This is a genomic window from Gracilibacillus sp. JCM 18966 (assembly GCF_055392695.1).
In genome coordinates this window covers 1,125,489-1,141,271 of record NZ_AP043883.1, presented here as the reverse complement: position 1 = coordinate 1,141,271, position 15,783 = coordinate 1,125,489, and the positions used below count along the sequence as shown (strand labels likewise).

Sequence of the window (15,783 nt, the reverse complement as noted above, 5' to 3'; positions counted from 1 at the left end):
TATCTAAATCTTTTTTATTTTGTATCTTGACATATTACCGCAGGTCTTTTCCTTCCGCCACGTCTAAATCCCTTACAAAAACAATTGGAACATCAGCTTTCCTCGCTTTTTCGATAACTAGGTTGATTGCTTTAATTAGTTGACTTTTATGAAATACCCCACTTTCTGTCTCATTCCCATCCATTAATTCCTGCTGTGCGTCGATAATTAGCAGTAATTGATTCAAATCTTCCTCTCCTTTCTTATACCTTACTAATCTAATTCTTTATCTAATGCAAAAAACGCTTCCTGAATATTCTGCAAAACTCTTTCACTGTCTTTTGAGCTATATTCACCTAAATCAATTGGTTCTCCAAAATTGACATAAATTTTTTGCCTTTTGAATAGGTTTTTTAATGTGATCGGCCCTTGATAAACGGCTGGAACAATGGGGACTCCTGCTCGTTTTGCAATCACATACGCCCCTCGTTTCAACCCACTGTTTTCACTAGACCTAGTGCCACCTGGAAAAATCCCCACAACTTTTCCTTCCTTTAATAACCTTTGGGGAATTTTTAGTGAGCTCGGTCCAGGGTTTGCTCGATCTACTGGAAAGGCATGTAGTGATTGGAAAAGCCAATGAGTAAGCTTCGTACCGAAAAGCTCCTTTTTCGCCATATAGTGTAGAGGAGTGGGCTTCATTGCGACCCCTAATGCAATCACATCCATCCACGTTCGATGTGTACAAACCACTACATAACTATCGAGATCCTCAGGTATTCTATCTCTATTAATAACCCGTATCCCTCCACCCAATATATTAATAAATAATTTCATGATAAATCTGCCTATTGTGTACAACATTTCCATTCCTCCTGCTAGAACGAAAGAATACTAGATGCTCTTCATTTTATTTCATCTATAATAACATAATATCCCAGATTTTGAGCACTTTTGAAGAAAGGAAAAAAACGACCCATTGTTACCGATGGATCGTCTTCTCGTATAACATTCCATCAAAACCCTGTCACTTTTTCTCCACGAACAGGCTCTATCCCATCCTTTAACTTGATTCGGATAGAAGTTGCTTCAAGCCAATTTTCTCCGTCCGCTACATGAAAATGAATATGTGGCTCACTAGAATTACCTGAATTGCCAACAGAACCTAACAAGTCACCTGCTTTAACCTGATCCCCTTCTTTTACCTTTAAGGATCCTTTCTGAATATGGGCGATCACACTATATTCCTGATGCTCATGCTTCAAGATGACATGATTCCCAAGTGGTTCTTTTTCATTGGTATCAACGGTTGGGGTGTTGTCCTCTATCTCATTTTCTGCAGATACTACTATTCCATCATAAGGGGCAAGGACGTCTTCTCCAAAAGCATAGTAGCTTTCATTTTTTGTTGGATCCCCTTCAAAAGTAGAATTATTCTCCACTATCACTAAATCATAGGCATATCTTTGGCTTTCCACTGCATAATGATAGTTGACAAGCTCATTCGTACCACCCCAGAAGGTAAACCACTCACCGGCCATTGGCATCTGATACGTATTTTTCGTATACACCTCATCACTCTCATAGGAATGAATCGGTAATACCTGCAAGCCTTCGATCGTGTAGTCCTCGGCAAAATAACTGCGAATCCCCTTGTCTCCTGCATCACTTATCCATTGATATTCTGTAAAGGCTTGAACAGGCATGGTAGAAACAGACTCAAAGTTATTGACTCCTTTAGTAAAATCTTTACCGAGCTTTTTGAACTCTTTCAATGACACCGATTCTTGAAAGGCCTTACTCGTTTGATGGTAAATCGCTTCAAATTCACCTGCTAGAAACTTTTCGGGTAGGTCTTCTGGTGGAAAAGATTGGGAAGGGCTATCTTCTTCTCCATTAGAGCCTTTCTTATTGGAACAGGCAACGATAACTATAACTGCTAATAATGCTAGAGATATTTTTCCTAAACGTTTCATGAGAAAGCTCCCTTCTTTTTCTTTATATGGTTTACGTTTTGGAAGGGGAAAGGTTTCATCTCTTGTATTATCATATCTATTGATATTAAGGACTATAGGGTATAGTATTTTACTACTTAACCTATTATAAATCTCTTTACCATAATTCAATAATGCATTAAAAAGAGAACGAAGCATTAAAAAATAAAACCAAATAATTTTTTATAACGTCTAATGTTTGAAGAAAGGAGTTAAGCTATGCCCAACGACTATTCTAATCAAACATCTCTTATTGAATTGAATCATAAAAATATGACTCGAACAAATGCGGAAATTTGGCTGAATGACTTAATGAATGAATATGGGCAGGAGATTATCTGGTTGGCTTATAGTTATGTAAGAGATAAATCCACTGCAGAAGATCTAGCCCAAAACGCATTTTTAAAATGTTATCAAAAAATAGATACATTTAAAAATGATTCTTCCATAAAAAGCTGGCTTTATAGAATAACCATCAATTGTTGTAAAGATTATTTAAAAAGTTCTTATTTTAGGCGCATACTTCCAACTAGTATGCAGCAAATACTAAATCGAGAAAAAGTCTCCTCAACAGAGTCACTATATTTCGAAAAAAATGTATCTAGTCCTCTTATTGATTGTGTCTATTCTCTACCAACTAAATATCGAGAAGTCATTATATTATATTATTTTGAAGAACTAAAAATAAAAGAGATGAAAGAAATACTTAATTTGAAAGAGAACACCATCAAAACAAGAATGAGGAAAGCAAGAGACATTCTCAGAGAAAGGTTAGAAAGAGGTGAACATGAGTAGATGGATAAGCATTTAAAGAATCTAAGAAAAGAAATGATTTCAAAAGAATTGAGAGGAATCAAGTTTGAAAATCAACAGAAGCAAAATGTTATGCATCAGATAAAAAAGAAAGACAAAAGTAAACGTCTCCCAAGTATTGTACCCAAAATGTTGAGTGTATTAGTAGTAGCAGTTTTATTTATTGTATCCGGAACGATTACGAATAATTACCTGTTAAATGATCGCTCATTCAATGCTGATTCGAACCCGAGTCCAACGTTAGACCAAGATACTGAAATAATCAATGAAACTAAAGATGATCAAAAAATAGAAAATCTAACGAAAGAAGAGGTTCATCTCCTTTTGTTAAACACAGTAGATAAGTTTAATACAGTGAAAGGTTCGTATAGAACAAAAGGATCGTTTGGAGAAGAAAAAGTAGAATATATGATTAGTCTCCTAGAGGGACAAATTGGTTCATATGTTACAACGGATTCTTCCGTTTCAGCTTCTGCAAATGAAATACATGATAGAAAAACAACCATTTTTAATGGTAAAGAAATCTTAGAACTAATGCACAACTCAAAAGAGTATCTATTAACCAATGCGTCTTCTGTTAAAGATAATGGTCCGATTACTTTAGATCAGGTTTATGGTCAAACGGAGAATGGAGAACCAACTTATATGTATAGGAATCATCCGTATGCAGGAAGCGCATCAGGATCTATTTATCCATATGAGATAGCAACTAATTTTTTAGAAGACCCTGAAAAATGGGATATTGAAGAACAAGCTACAAATTTTCTGAATCGTCAAGTCGTTATCATAAAAGGAAAATTAAATGAATATAGCTCCTTAAAAAAGAAAGGATCAACATTCAGATTCTGGGTAGATCGACAAACTGGTATATTGCTAAAGTATGAAATTTACAATCAAGAGGAGGACGTGGTTGAATATCTTGTAACAGATGATATTCAAATAAATCAAGAGATTGATAATACGAAATTCTCTACTTCCACTCCTGAAGGCTATTCGGAACATAAAGCACCAACATATTGATAGAAATTATAAAAAGTTAATAGTTTGTACAAAATTTAATATATGGTATATTATTTTGGATTTTATAATATTTAGGGAGTTGAAAAATGAAGTAAAAATTTTTTACTAGTATTGGTTGCGTCTATACAACTTGGATTTTAGTATAAGCGCAGCCACTAATTCATGTGATAATGGGGTACCGTCAAGAAAATGCGAATTTACAATACTAAAAAGCCAAACTTCTCCGTAAATTTACAGAAAGTTTAAGCTTTTTCGTTATTCCTTAAAGCTCACGATTGCTGCTGAGTTAGAATTTTTCTATTCAATATTCCACTCGAACCATCTTTACGTGACCATCGGTTGAACCAATAGTTTGATTGTATTCGACACCATCAATAAAATAATCAAGTTGAAGGTTTCTATTCCACATATTGTTATATAGATGGAAAACGTCCCTTTTACTCCCAACTGTTTAGAAGTTTAGATAGGGTTTTTAAGATTAAAATTTAATATATAGGCTTTTTGTCGAAGTGTCATAACCTTAAACTTATGAAGATTGGAAGGTCTTAAAATAAGTAGTTTTATTATTGTGTTAACGAGTGCGTTAATTCAGGAAGGATTAACGCTATTTTTGTAGAAATTATTATATAACGGGGCATGGGAATACAACAAGAAAATTAAAGATAACTGTTTTAAATAGGACTGTTACTGAAAGGATGAGCAAAAATTGAATAAAATTGGATCAGACTTTAGAGTGGTCATCGGAGCAGGGGAATACGTCAACAATCCTGGATGGATACATACACAGGAAAATGAATTAAACTTATTAGATGAAAATATGTGGCAAAGCAAGTTCAATGAAAATTCTATTAAAGCAATTTTGGCTGAACACGTCTGGGAGCACCTCACATACGAAGAAGGTGTTAAGGCTGCCAGAATGTGTTATAAGTACTTAAAACATTCTGGATATATTCGCTGTGCAGTACCTGATGGGTATTTTCCAGATGAAACTTATCAAAGTATAATACAAGTAGGAGGGCCTGGTCCAAAAGAACACGCAGCAGCTACTCACAAAATTGTTCTTAATTATAAGACGTTGACGAAAATGTTTAAAACTGCTGGATATGAAGTTAAATTACTAGAGTATTGTGATGAAGAAGGAAAATTCTATCAAAATCAATGGGATGGAGCTGACGGTGTAATTTTTCGTTCTAAGAAATATGACCCAAGAAATCAAGGTGAAAACCTCATTTTTCCTTCTCTGATTATTGATGCTCTAAAACTTTAAAAACCACAATTGTGAATAAGTGTACTTAAAGTAACGGGAGATTTAGTCGATTTTTTAATTTGGAAAACGAATCCTTCTTTCACAAAGGTAGCAATAGGTAAGCGTTTGAAATTATCTCCAGCTTTTCCCCTCCCCAACACGGAACGTGATAGTTTCCCATCATTCCGCGTGCCATCTAATAATATGTACTAGATTATAAGTTCCTTGTTACTTAACTAGAATTGAAATCACATGATTGTATTTAAACCGCATTTTTTACGATATGTGTTCAACTTGTTTAGCATCTGTCATATCGTATCGTAGTAATCCCAATATCTTAGCGTTTGCACTGTGGCACCATCCTCTCTTAGATAATGTCCCCACATTCTTACCCGACCGGTGCAATTCACGTTAGGAAAATAATCATTCTATATTACTAGACTTGGGGCTATTCCTCCACTTCCATTACAGAAGTTTCTTCGGTCATGCCCCTACCTTCGCAAGAATAAATACATTTCAGCTTTTGCCTTATAGTAACCATCTAGGATAACAGTCCATGTATCGATGTTTCTTACTTCCCAAGTACCTTACAAAGTAGCTATCCATTCTAGAGGTAGGTGCTTCCTCTGAGCCTCTGAGCTTGATACTGCCGTTGTTCAGTATAATGTATTTCATAGGGTAGATTTTTACTCTACATCACTCACCTCTTAGTATGAAGAGCCATAGGTTTCCTCTATGTTCTAACTTTAGACCCGTACCTTCGGGAGTTCGTCAGTTCTTTTCGCTATTAGAACTATTCTCACCATATCTAGTTTTTCAGCCATGCGGTCTATCTGTCAGCATACCCTTCTGTAAAGATGGCTTTAGCTTTCATTCAACCGAATCTACCTGTGCTTCGAACCCTATAACCTGTTATTTATAACGCACGCAGGAGTATTGATGGAATAGTTTCTGGAAACATGGTTCCGTCATTCCTATTCTCCCTTGTAAAGTTAGAATTCATCTAGTGAATCCCCTGTATTTCACGCTAAGATCGCTTATTACAGAACTTGTCACACCTACCCGTTTGTTGAACAACAATGCCCTTATTTATTTCTTAAAAAGTCAGGCATCCGAGTCATTACTTTTTCCTGTTCCCGAATAAAATCATATTGTTCGTAAAGTGAATGTGCATCTTTGGTACCCAAATAACCAAATAAATTCCTTAAGCCTTTAGAACTTACTATTTCTTCAATCAATTTCTTTCCTATCCCTTGTCCTCTGTAATCTTCATCTATATATACATCACATAAATAGAGCATTGTCGCCCAATCGGTAACAATACGAGCAAAACCCACTTGTTTATCACCATCATAAACCCCATAACATAAGGAGTTTTCAATAGATTTTTTGATTTTATCTTTGGGTCTCCTATTTGCCCAATAACTACGTTGCATAAAAACGTAAATCGTATCAATGTTTAAAAGTGATTTATCGTCACTTATTTTTAATTCATTCAATCTTGCATTCACTTTCCTTCCCTCCCAACAAATTAAGATTGTTTTTAGAAAGATACTACATATAACTGCCCTTTAACACAATAAGTTCTAATCCCTTGTTAGAGATATGACACCAAGTAGAACTGTTATAGTCTGTTAAAGTTTTCAAGACATAAATAAAGCCGATTTCCAAATTGATAATTCGACTCCTTCTTACACTAAAATCCCCGTTAACGCAATAAAGGTTAACTGTTTACCACTTCCAATAATTGTTCTTGTATATACTTTATTATTTTTGTTAGTTTATCTCTTCCAAATACTGTTTCATGTCTTTTTTTGTATTCAGGATAATTATTTCTTTTTCAGGGGCAATTCTTTGGAAATCTTGAAATCGTTGATGCATTTTTTTCTTACGAGGATAGTACGTGGTGCAGATAAACTTGATGAATGGCCAATCCAATTTCTCCGTACAGCCATCTCCCATATCTGGTCGGTTTTTTCCGATGTTCGTTAGCCATCGCTTGACGACTCGATACAGGCAAACGCGTAGAGGAAGTTCTAAATAGATGATCGCCTCAGCATGCTCGGCGCGTATATCAAAGGTCTTATTATAATTTCCTTCGATAATCCATTGGCTTTTCTTCACTATTTCCTTTTGGGCATTAGCAAATTCTTCATATGGGGCTTCGATCCAATTTGGTTTCCAATAGTAAGCGTCTAGATGATAGACTTTTAGATTCAGTATATTTCCTAACCTTCGTGCAAAGGTTGACTTCCCTACACCTGGGGAAATTCCAATAACCATGATTCGATTCATCTGGACACCTTCTTTTTCTATTATTCTTGTTGATGATCATAAGTATAACAGGTTTGAAATTTGGAGAGTATATTTGTTAGAAATATTATACTTTGAATCTTTATAACTGTTAGTCTAAATATTAGTGCTTATGAAAGCAATCGAAAAGAAATTTCTAGCAATCCTATATGATAAGCTTTAAATGAAAAGAACGTCAACAGGGAGGATATTATCATGGCAAATGATTCAAGTATTAGGAGAACAGATTCTGCCTCAAGAGTGATTAAAGCATCACCGCAAACGATCTTTCAGGCATTCGTGAATCCAGAAGCATTCATTTCATGGCTTCCACCAAAAGGAATGTCAGGGCATATTGATACGTTTAACCCACGCGAAGGTGGAACCTATCAATTGACCCTTACATATGAAATGGATCCATCGGCACCTGGTAAGACTACGGAAAACACAGATGTAGCCCAAGGGAAGTTTCTGGAACTGGTTCCAAATAAGCGAATTGTGCAATCCGTAGAATTTAATTCTGATGACCCTGCATTCTCTGGTGAAATGATTCAGAAATGGCTTTTTGAAGATATTTCTGAAGGTACAAAGGTTACTATCATTTGTGAGAACGTACCGGAAGGGATAAGAAAGGAGGATCACGACATAGGTTTAAGATCCACACTGGAGAATCTTGCTATCTTTACCGAATGACAAGCTAGCAGCATTGTTCTACTTTGTCATTTAATAAAATTCTAACCTCGTCCTACATTCATCACTTTGAAAATATAATAAAAATTTTTCTTTACTATAAAAGCTAAATTATGTTATTATATTCCTTATATTAGGGAACGGAGGTTTTTATGAAAATGATCTTATTAGATTCCGAAATTTATGTTGCATTATTAACTGAATAATGTAAAGGCTCCGCTAGCTTGCGGGGTATTCGGGATCGGTCTGCCTGTTTTCATAAAAACTATATACCACATAGAAGAGGGGGAGCTAGATCTTCCTCTTTTTGTTTTTTTACGAACAATTGGGGATAATGCATCATATTCGTTACAGATATGGCGCAGATTCGTTACGGACGCAAGCTATGAGCCATAGCTTGTTTTTTATTTTCTTTAAAAAGGAGTTTAGTTATGACAGAAAATCAATCTAAAAAATATGAGTTTTTAGCAGATGATCCAAATGTGAAAGTGATGCCAATCATGATTTCTCTCATTATTGGAGCATTCTTTGCGATATTAAATGAAACATTGTTAAATATAGCCCTGACGACATTAATGGATCAGTTTAGTATTACGTATACAACCGTACAATGGATGGCTACAGGTTTTATGCTCGTGATGGGGATTGTTACACCAGTCTCTGCTGTCCTATTACAATGGTTCTCTACGAGGCAATTGTTTTTAGGAACGATGACAATCTTTACAATCGGTACGAGTATTTGTGCGATTGCACCTAGCTTCTCGATTTTACTTGTTGGACGATTAATTCAAGCGATTGGAACAGGACTATTAATTCCGATCATCTTTAATGTGTTTTTATTAGTATTTCCACCTGAACGTCGAGGAAAGGTGATGGGGCTTGTTGGACTTGTCTTTATGTTTGCACCAGCTATCGGGCCAACCCTTTCAGGTGTTATCGTGGAGCATTTAGGATGGCGGTATTTATTCATTACAGTGATTCCTTTTGCTGTGTTTTCCTTTTTCTTTGCCTACAGATATTTAGTCAATGTGTCAGAAGTGACGAAGCCTAAGGTAGATATGGTATCCTTAATTTTCTCTACCATTGGTTTTGGTGGGATTGTGTATGGGTTTAGTTCAGCAGGTCACGGGGAATTAGGATTTCTTACACCGAATGCCTATATTCCTATAATTGTGGGAATTGTCGCAATAATCATCTTTGCGATAAGACAGTTCAAGCTAGATGAACCAATCATGGACTTGAAGGTCTTTAAATATCCGATGTATACACATGCTGTCATTATGTTCTTAATTATTATCATGGCAATGTTTGCTTCGGAAATTATTTTACCACTATTTATGCAAGGACCTTTGGCATTATCCCCATCTACGGCTGGGTTAGTTTTATTACCTGGGAGTATATTAAGTGGTCTTATGTCACCCGTGATGGGCTCCTTGTTTGATAAGTTTGGTCCAAAGGTGATGATGATTCCTGCGACCATCGTGTTAAGTAGCACCATGTTTATCATGAGCAGATTAGATATGGAGACACCAGTTTGGCTAGTCGTTGTCAGTTATCTATTATTAATGCTATCGGTATCTGCGATTATGATGCCTGCAGAAACAAATGGATTAAATCAATTGCCTAAAAAGCTATATCCTCACGGAACAGCGATCATGACAACCTTACAGCCTGTTGCGGGAGCGATTGGTGTATCGGTATTTGTCAGCATAATGAGTGCTCGTCAAAATGCCATCTTAGATAATGCGACTACACCAAATGACCCTACGACAATCAATCAAGCATTGGTTAGTGGTGTCGAGCTTGTCTATTTTATCGCTTTCGGTATTGCACTAGTTTCATTCATTTTGGCGCTCTTTGTTTACCGTGCGAAGCCACTAGAAAAACAGTAGAAAAAAGTTCAATGATGGTCGAACCATCATTGAACTTTTTTATTTAACCTCACCCAAGCGCGACATCTAATATCATCATGACAGTAAAACCTATCATTAAGGTCATCGATGCTAAATCCTTATTGCCTTCCTCCTGTGAGCCTGGAATAACTTCTTCTGCTACAACAAAAATCATCGCCCCTGCAGCAAAGCTTAGGGCATATGGTAAAAGTGGTTCGATTAAGGTAACAGCTAATACCCCTATAACAGCAGAAATAGGCTCCACCATCCCTGAGAACTGTCCGTACATAAAGCTTTTCATTCGCGACATTCCATCTCGTCGAAGTGGCATGGAGACTGCGACTCCTTCTGGGAAATTTTGAATACCTATACCAATTCCTAAAGCGATCGCTCCTGCCAACGAGGATGAGGGGAACTCTGCAGCAACGGCTCCAAACGCGACACCAACAGCAAGCCCTTCAGGTATGTTGTGTAGCGTAATAGCAAGGACTAATAGCGTGCTTCGTCTTTTTTTACTTGGTTGGATCCCCTCTGCTTCTTCAATCGAGGAATTAGGATGAAGGTGTGGGAGAATCTTATCGACTCCCCATAGAAATAATCCTCCAAGTAAAAAACCTACTGCTGCCGGTATCCAAGCAGGCAATCCATCCCCTTCAGCCATATCTAACGCTGGAGAGAGTAAAGACCAAAAGCTCGCAGCGATCATCACACCACCAGCGAAGCCTAACATGCTATCCAACAGCTTTTGATTTAATGTTTTCGTAGCAAAGACGAGGGCAGCTCCAAGTGCTGTCATTCCCCATGTAAATGATGTGGCGATTAACGCTTGTACTACCGGGTGAAGATCCAGGAAAAAATCAAGCATGTTCTATCTCCTTCTGACATGTAAGGTGTTTTTATTCTTCCCAAAAAGTTTCCTTAGGTAAAATTCTAAAGGATAAAGGAAGGTAATTCAATTAGGAGGCTTGTATCTGGGCTTGCATGATTTCATATATCTTACGAGTAGTGTTGACATTTCTTACTGTAACTTGTTTGTATAACTTGGTTCCAATCATTCTTCCCATACCACTTCTGGTAACATTTTTCTTAGCAACCGACCATAGAATCGCACCAGGGACATATTTCACGGTGTCTACATCTGGCTTCATGATTAATTTCTCCAGCACTGCTTCCTCATCGACTTCCTCCCATAAAAATAAGACATCACTTTTCATTTCTTTGTCATTTTTCCATGTGCTAGGAATCGCATCGACGATTTTTTTGACTTCATTAAAACTTTGAATGACTACTTTAATCTCCAACCCGAAATCCTGCTGAATAGCTTCTTCTAAGATCTGTGATAGATCGGCTTTTGCTATTTCCTTGTACGAAAAAATAATATTGCCTGTATTAATATATGTCACCACATCGTTCATTCCAACCCGTTCAAATGTTTGTTTCAATAGCTTCATGTCGATTTTGTTTTTACCACCGACATTAATTCCGCGAAGAAGTGCGACATAAATCATAACCATCTTCCTTTCCATCTTATATATTAAATAATTTAAGATTAGCGAGATTTCTTCTATTTGTCTATTTTTTTTGCTTAAAAATTAGTGACTTTTCTTATTGACTTGTCATCACACAATAGTGTATGATAAACAGTATAAAAAATAATGTGTGTCATACAGTATGGAAAAGAGGCAAAAACATGGATCCATTAATTCGTTCCTTATTGACAGAATTGAGAAGAGGAAACCTAACACTCGCGGTTTTAAGTCAGCTCAGAACGCCCCAATATGGCTATTCACTCGTGCAATTGCTAGAAGAGCTTGGTGTAACGATCGAGCAAAATACCTTGTACCCTTTGCTCAGAAGACTAGAAAAGCAAAAGCTCGTTACCAGTAGCTGGGATACCACAGATACAAGACCGCGGAAGTATTATGAATTAAGCGAATATGGGGTAGAAGTTTTCCATCGATTAAAGGCCGAATGGATAACTAGTACGAAGAAGCTTTATGATGTCTTAAATGAAGGGGAAGAGGAATAATGAAGATGATTAACCTGTACATTCAAGAAGTGACAAGACGTTTGCCAGAGAAAAGTCGAGAGGATATTGGTTTAGAGCTTGAATCCACGATCTATGATATGTTACCAGAGGATTATGACGAGGAAGATGTGAAAGAAGCCCTTCTATCACTAGGGAATCCCGCTATTTTAGCAAGTAAATATAGTGAAAAGCCGATGCATTTAATTGGGCCAAAATATTTTGATGTGTATACTAGCTTTCTAAAGCTGATATTGCCTATTTCCATTATTCTTTCCCTTATCACAGTAGTAGCAGTAAAGGTATTGAATCCTGTGGAAGGTGGAGCGGTTCTCGAGACCATCCTAGAAATTATTGGGGAGGGTATTTGGCATATGCTTACTGTTGCCATTCATACATTTTTTTGGATAACGGTCACCTTTGCCATTGTGGAACGGGCAGATAAGGAAAACAATAGGTCACCTATTTCTATGAACTTCAAGCCATGGACGCCTGATGATTTAAAAATGGTCACATATCTACCTAAAGAGAAGCGGATTAAAAATTATGAGTTCCATTTTGGTTTAATATGGACAGTTATTTGGGCAGCCATTTATTTTTATGCCGATCGATTAATTGGCGTATATGAGAATGGCGATAATGGGCTCAGGCTTGTTTCACCAGCGTTTGACCAAGACATACTTCTTTCCTTTTGGCCATGGGTAGTATTATTAATCATCGGAGAAGTAGCGTTAACTGTCTATAAATATATGAAAAAACAATGGACCTACAGACTTGCCTCCTTGCAGTCACTATATGAATTGGCAACCACCGTTGTTTTCGTTGTGATAATCACACGATCGAATCTCTTTACAACCGAGTTCCTACAAAAAACGGGTGAATTATTTGATACGACCTCAAGCAAAATCGAAGCCAGTATGACTTGGGGATTAGTTACTATTTCGATAGTCTATACGGTTATTGCTATTTATGACGTTTATAAAAAAGCAAACATCAAGGTAAAGGACAGATAGAAATGAAGAAGATTCAGAGCAGACACCTGCTCTGAATCATTCTGTTAACCGATATTGACTGATTTGCTCATGCAAGGCTTTACTCGAATTTGCAACCATTCGTAATCCATCATTCACCTCTTCGACTACTGCATGCATTTCCTCTGAAATAGCTGCAACGGTTTGCGCATGCGTTGCTTGAAGGTTTGCAGTGGAGGTTACTTTTGTAAAAAATTGCATGACCTCACTTACTCGATGATTAACGGTTTCCATAAGATCGACAATAGTAACATTTTGTTCTGCCACCTTCCCTGTCATTTCATCAATGAAATGAAAATGTGCCTGTGATCGCTCGATATTGGATCTGTTTTCCTCCGTATGGCGCTTTGTTGCATTCATCTCTTCCATGACGACATCCTTTTGCTGTGTAATCTCTACAATAATCGCATGAATTTGATCGGTTGCTAATTTCGATTGATCTGCTAACTGTCTAACCTCGTCTGCTACCACACCAAAACCCTTGCCATACTCTCCAGCCCGCGCCGCTTCTACCTGTGCATTTAATGCTAATAGATTCGTTTGACTAGCAATCATTTGGATCGTTTGCACCACTTGATCGATTTGGTCCATTTGATGATCAAGCTTTTCTATTTGCGAAGCAGATGAATAAACACTTTCCTCCATCAGATCTGTTTTTTCTGCCAAACTCTTCATATCTTCTAATCCAGTACCTGTTCGTTCCTTCGCATCCTGACCTAAGAGCTTTAAATTCATCGCATACTCACTTACGGTATGAACTTCCCGCTTCACGGTTTCTAGATAATTGGAAGAATGATATATTTCCTCTTGCTGTTCTTGAGATTGATGGGCCATGTCATGAATTGCATTAGAGACATTCTCCATGTCCTCTATGGCTCGATTCATTTGAGAGGTTAGCTGACTCGCTGATTCTGTCGTTTGTTCATTATGGTGTTTAATCTCTAGAAAAATGGATTGAATCGTATTTTTCATCTGATTAATACCAGAAGTAAGCCTTCCCACCTCATCATGCACTTTTGTCCGTAATGGTGGTAAGGATAAGTCGCCTGCTGCTATTTGATCAACATAGTTAGAAATCAGCTGGGTTGGCTTACGAATATAACGCTGTACTAAAATACTTAATAAGCAAGCAAAAGCAACTGCGATAATACCCACCACCACACTGGACTTCATCGCATTCTCACTTTGTGCTACCGTCGCATTTGTTTGCTTTGCTATATGCTGTTCCATCCATTCCTGCATTGCCTCTATACGATTACTAGCCTGATCAAAAAAGGCAATACTTTTATACATTTCATCCTGTGATACGTCCCAGTTTTTGTCTAAGGCTGCTGTCATAACGTGATTTCCTGCCTCTTGATATTGTGCTAAAACCTTTTTGTATTCCTCAAACAGGCTTGTCATTTCTTGATGATTGACCTTACCTACATAATCTTCCATACTTTGAATGCTGTTGTTTAAATCTGCTACCATTGCTTCTATTTCTTTCTGTAAATTCTTTGTTGTCACACTCATCGCTGGTTGGGATATTTCCTGCAATTGATTATGTATTTGATACATTTTTTTGAAGGTGTCTGTGGAGGTAAGCATTGCGGGGAAATGTCTCTCATCTATTTCCTCTGTATTCGTCGCAATCGTGTGGAATTGGGTATAATTCCATACTCCAAAACCAACAAATAATAGTAAAAATAGACCGAAACTAATAAAGATTCTTGCTCTCATGGATAACTGTTCGAAGCCCATTGTCCTTCCCCCTTCTTCCTGTACAATAGTATTTTACCTAAGGTCATGGGTAATAGGAATAAAGACCATCATTTCTTTACAAACAATTTACAATATGAATAGGTATTAACGCTTATCTCTTTATTTGTATAAATATGGTATTATTATTTTAGAAGAAGAGATAGGGGAGTTGATTATATGTTAACTCTAAATAAGCGACTACTAATTTTTTCTGTTAAGATCTTAATCTTAGTGATTATCTTTTTTATTCGGTCTTTCATTGGGGACCATTCCATTTGGAGAACATCGATGTAACGGATAAACAAGTAGTCAGTGAATCTAAGTCTCTTTTGAATGATTATTCTATAAAAGTATTCTGGATTGGTCCAAGCGGAAATGATTTCGAGATTGATTGGCTTGATTGCGATACGATTCTTTTAAGTAATTTAACGAAAGAGACAGAACAAGTAAAGCTAAAGGTTCAGGATGAAAGCTATGATTTTCGGTAATTTTTAGGAGGGGAAATGAGATGATCTATGATTTAAAAGGGGAAGCAAGCATGTCTCCTATTGTAGGAATATTATTTTCTGCAGTGAAGGAAAATATCGAACGCCTTCAATCTATTACAGAAGGCATGAGTCAAGAAGAAGTAGATTATAAAGGACCGAATAACAAAGATAATAGTACGGCTCAGTTAATCAAGCACCTCACATATGTTGATTTAAATTGGGTTTATCGGATAAAGGATCAACCACTTCCGCTATCCTTAAAAGAGGAATACGGACCAATGATCGATGCGAATAATAAGCTTCCGATGATTGAGGGGAAATCTATCCATACGCTTATGTCTAGATATGAAACGGTTTTAAACATGCTAGAAGATACTTGTACAGAATTGACCGATCATGATCTAGAAAAAATCGTCTTCTTTGGTCATAAAAACGAAAAACAAGCAACCATCCGCTGGGGGCTTTGGCATATGGCTGATCACAACCGCTATCATCAAGCTCATATAAATCAGCTCAGAAAGTGGTATAATAGAAGAACCTGTACCTTATAGCTCAAGATACAGGTTTTC

The 15,783-nt window shown here is 36.9% G+C and carries 17 protein-coding genes and 1 pseudogene; 9 read left to right on the top strand and 9 right to left on the bottom strand.

Annotated features, from left to right (window positions below; all coding sequences use genetic code 11):
- Positions 1-34 precede the first annotated feature (34 nt).
- From ACZ5N5_RS05440 to ACZ5N5_RS05430, 3 genes are all read right to left on the bottom strand, one after another.
- Complete coding sequence (locus ACZ5N5_RS05440) at positions 35-226, bottom strand: isochorismatase family protein (protein WP_464373391.1); 192 nt, start codon at positions 224-226, stop codon at positions 35-37.
- 26 nt (positions 227-252) lie between these two features.
- Positions 253-843 (bottom strand): lysophospholipid acyltransferase family protein, encoded by a 591-nt coding sequence (locus ACZ5N5_RS05435; protein ID WP_277679264.1) that lies wholly within the window; start codon positions 841-843, stop codon positions 253-255.
- 152 nt (positions 844-995) lie between these two features.
- Complete coding sequence (locus ACZ5N5_RS05430) at positions 996-1,955, bottom strand: M23 family metallopeptidase (RefSeq protein ID WP_464373390.1); 960 nt, start codon at positions 1,953-1,955, stop codon at positions 996-998.
- A 237-nt stretch (positions 1,956-2,192) separates the two neighbouring features.
- Between ACZ5N5_RS05430 and ACZ5N5_RS05425 the strand changes: the two genes are divergently transcribed.
- Positions 2,193-2,768, top strand: a complete 576-nt coding sequence (locus ACZ5N5_RS05425) for a sigma-70 family RNA polymerase sigma factor (protein WP_464373389.1) — start codon at positions 2,193-2,195, stop codon at positions 2,766-2,768.
- A complete protein-coding gene (locus ACZ5N5_RS05420) occupies positions 2,769-3,806 on the top strand; it encodes a sigma-E factor regulatory protein RseB domain-containing protein (protein WP_464373388.1) in 1,038 nt (345 codons plus the stop codon).
- A 297-nt stretch (positions 3,807-4,103) separates the two neighbouring features.
- On the opposite strand, the pseudogene ACZ5N5_RS05415 reads toward ACZ5N5_RS05420, so the two are convergent.
- A pseudogene (locus ACZ5N5_RS05415) lies at positions 4,104-4,254 on the bottom strand (DUF2332 domain-containing protein); the annotation flags it as partial.
- Between the two features lie 258 nt (positions 4,255-4,512).
- On the opposite strand from ACZ5N5_RS05415, the gene ACZ5N5_RS05410 reads away from it, so the two are divergent.
- A complete protein-coding gene (locus ACZ5N5_RS05410; protein ID WP_054789172.1) occupies positions 4,513-5,073 on the top strand; it encodes a class I SAM-dependent methyltransferase in 561 nt (186 codons plus the stop codon).
- 1,064 nt (positions 5,074-6,137) lie between these two features.
- On the opposite strand, the gene ACZ5N5_RS05405 is transcribed toward ACZ5N5_RS05410, so the two are convergent.
- Both ACZ5N5_RS05405 and ACZ5N5_RS05400 read right to left on the bottom strand, forming a co-directional pair.
- Positions 6,138-6,563 carry a GNAT family N-acetyltransferase gene (locus ACZ5N5_RS05405; RefSeq protein ID WP_464373387.1) on the bottom strand — a complete coding sequence of 142 codons (426 nt, stop codon included), beginning with the start codon at positions 6,561-6,563 and terminating at the stop codon, positions 6,138-6,140.
- Between the two features lie 265 nt (positions 6,564-6,828).
- Positions 6,829-7,347 carry a P-loop NTPase family protein gene (locus ACZ5N5_RS05400; RefSeq protein ID WP_464373386.1) on the bottom strand — a complete coding sequence of 173 codons (519 nt, stop codon included), beginning with the start codon at positions 7,345-7,347 and terminating at the stop codon, positions 6,829-6,831.
- A gap of 213 nt (positions 7,348-7,560) precedes the next feature.
- Between ACZ5N5_RS05400 and ACZ5N5_RS05395 the strand changes: the two genes are divergently transcribed.
- Both ACZ5N5_RS05395 and ACZ5N5_RS05390 read left to right on the top strand, forming a co-directional pair.
- Complete coding sequence (locus tag ACZ5N5_RS05395) at positions 7,561-8,037, top strand: SRPBCC domain-containing protein (protein ID WP_054789173.1); 477 nt, start codon at positions 7,561-7,563, stop codon at positions 8,035-8,037.
- Between the two features lie 428 nt (positions 8,038-8,465).
- The gene (locus ACZ5N5_RS05390; protein WP_464373385.1) at positions 8,466-9,926 is read left to right on the top strand and encodes an MDR family MFS transporter; all 1,461 of its coding nucleotides are present in this window, start codon (positions 8,466-8,468) and stop codon (positions 9,924-9,926) included.
- Positions 9,927-9,975: 49 nt separating this feature from the next.
- Here the strand turns inward: ACZ5N5_RS05390 and ACZ5N5_RS05385 are convergent, their stop codons facing one another.
- Together ACZ5N5_RS05385 and ACZ5N5_RS05380 are read right to left on the bottom strand one after the other, a co-directional pair.
- Complete coding sequence (locus ACZ5N5_RS05385; protein ID WP_109983413.1) at positions 9,976-10,791, bottom strand: ZIP family metal transporter; 816 nt, start codon at positions 10,789-10,791, stop codon at positions 9,976-9,978.
- A 91-nt stretch (positions 10,792-10,882) separates the two neighbouring features.
- Positions 10,883-11,434: a DUF1697 domain-containing protein gene (locus ACZ5N5_RS05380; protein ID WP_464373748.1), complete on the bottom strand. Its 552-nt coding sequence runs from the start codon at positions 11,432-11,434 to the stop codon at positions 10,883-10,885.
- 182 nt (positions 11,435-11,616) lie between these two features.
- Between ACZ5N5_RS05380 and ACZ5N5_RS05375 the strand changes: the two genes are divergently transcribed.
- Both ACZ5N5_RS05375 and ACZ5N5_RS05370 read left to right on the top strand, forming a co-directional pair.
- A complete protein-coding gene (locus tag ACZ5N5_RS05375; protein ID WP_054789174.1) occupies positions 11,617-11,955 on the top strand; it encodes a PadR family transcriptional regulator in 339 nt (112 codons plus the stop codon).
- A complete protein-coding gene (locus tag ACZ5N5_RS05370; RefSeq protein ID WP_464373384.1) occupies positions 11,955-12,965 on the top strand; it encodes a hypothetical protein in 1,011 nt (336 codons plus the stop codon). The genes ACZ5N5_RS05375 and ACZ5N5_RS05370 overlap by 1 nt, the downstream gene beginning before the upstream one ends.
- 36 nt (positions 12,966-13,001) lie before the next feature.
- Here the strand turns inward: ACZ5N5_RS05370 and ACZ5N5_RS05365 are convergent, their stop codons facing one another.
- Entirely contained in the window at positions 13,002-14,726 is a 1,725-nt protein-coding gene (locus ACZ5N5_RS05365) for a methyl-accepting chemotaxis protein (protein ID WP_054860814.1), read from the bottom strand.
- Between the two features lie 275 nt (positions 14,727-15,001).
- Here ACZ5N5_RS05365 and ACZ5N5_RS05360 point away from each other — a divergent pair, with 275 nt between their 5' ends.
- Positions 15,002-15,214 carry a hypothetical protein gene (locus tag ACZ5N5_RS05360; RefSeq protein WP_464373383.1) on the top strand — a complete coding sequence of 71 codons (213 nt, stop codon included), beginning with the start codon at positions 15,002-15,004 and terminating at the stop codon, positions 15,212-15,214.
- A gap of 20 nt (positions 15,215-15,234) precedes the next feature.
- Entirely contained in the window at positions 15,235-15,765 is a 531-nt protein-coding gene (locus ACZ5N5_RS05355; RefSeq protein ID WP_054789182.1) for a DinB family protein, read from the top strand.
- The last annotated feature ends 18 nt before the right edge of the window (positions 15,766-15,783 follow it).

Excerpts from the sequence above, each read along its gene's own strand:
- ACZ5N5_RS05375 (WP_054789174.1), top strand. The coding sequence starts at position 11,617 with ATGGATCCATTAATTCGTTCCTTATTGACAGAATTGAGAAGAGGAAAC.
- ACZ5N5_RS05400 (WP_464373386.1), bottom strand. The coding sequence starts at position 7,347 with ATGAATCGAATCATGGTTATTGGAATTTCCCCAGGTGTAGGGAAGTCA.
- ACZ5N5_RS05430 (WP_464373390.1), bottom strand. The coding sequence starts at position 1,955 with ATGAAACGTTTAGGAAAAATATCTCTAGCATTATTAGCAGTTATAGTT.
- ACZ5N5_RS05425 (WP_464373389.1), top strand. The coding sequence starts at position 2,193 with ATGCCCAACGACTATTCTAATCAAACATCTCTTATTGAATTGAATCAT.
- ACZ5N5_RS05420 (WP_464373388.1), top strand. The coding sequence starts at position 2,769 with ATGGATAAGCATTTAAAGAATCTAAGAAAAGAAATGATTTCAAAAGAA.
- ACZ5N5_RS05370 (WP_464373384.1), top strand. The coding sequence starts at position 11,955 with ATGAAGATGATTAACCTGTACATTCAAGAAGTGACAAGACGTTTGCCA.
- ACZ5N5_RS05435 (WP_277679264.1), bottom strand. The coding sequence starts at position 843 with ATGTTGTACACAATAGGCAGATTTATCATGAAATTATTTATTAATATA.
- ACZ5N5_RS05395 (WP_054789173.1), top strand. The coding sequence starts at position 7,561 with ATGGCAAATGATTCAAGTATTAGGAGAACAGATTCTGCCTCAAGAGTG.
- ACZ5N5_RS05365 (WP_054860814.1), bottom strand. The coding sequence starts at position 14,726 with ATGGGCTTCGAACAGTTATCCATGAGAGCAAGAATCTTTATTAGTTTC.
- ACZ5N5_RS05390 (WP_464373385.1), top strand. The coding sequence starts at position 8,466 with ATGACAGAAAATCAATCTAAAAAATATGAGTTTTTAGCAGATGATCCA.
- ACZ5N5_RS05380 (WP_464373748.1), bottom strand. The coding sequence starts at position 11,434 with ATGATTTATGTCGCACTTCTTCGCGGAATTAATGTCGGTGGTAAAAAC.
- ACZ5N5_RS05355 (WP_054789182.1), top strand. The coding sequence starts at position 15,235 with ATGATCTATGATTTAAAAGGGGAAGCAAGCATGTCTCCTATTGTAGGA.
- ACZ5N5_RS05385 (WP_109983413.1), bottom strand. The coding sequence starts at position 10,791 with ATGCTTGATTTTTTCCTGGATCTTCACCCGGTAGTACAAGCGTTAATC.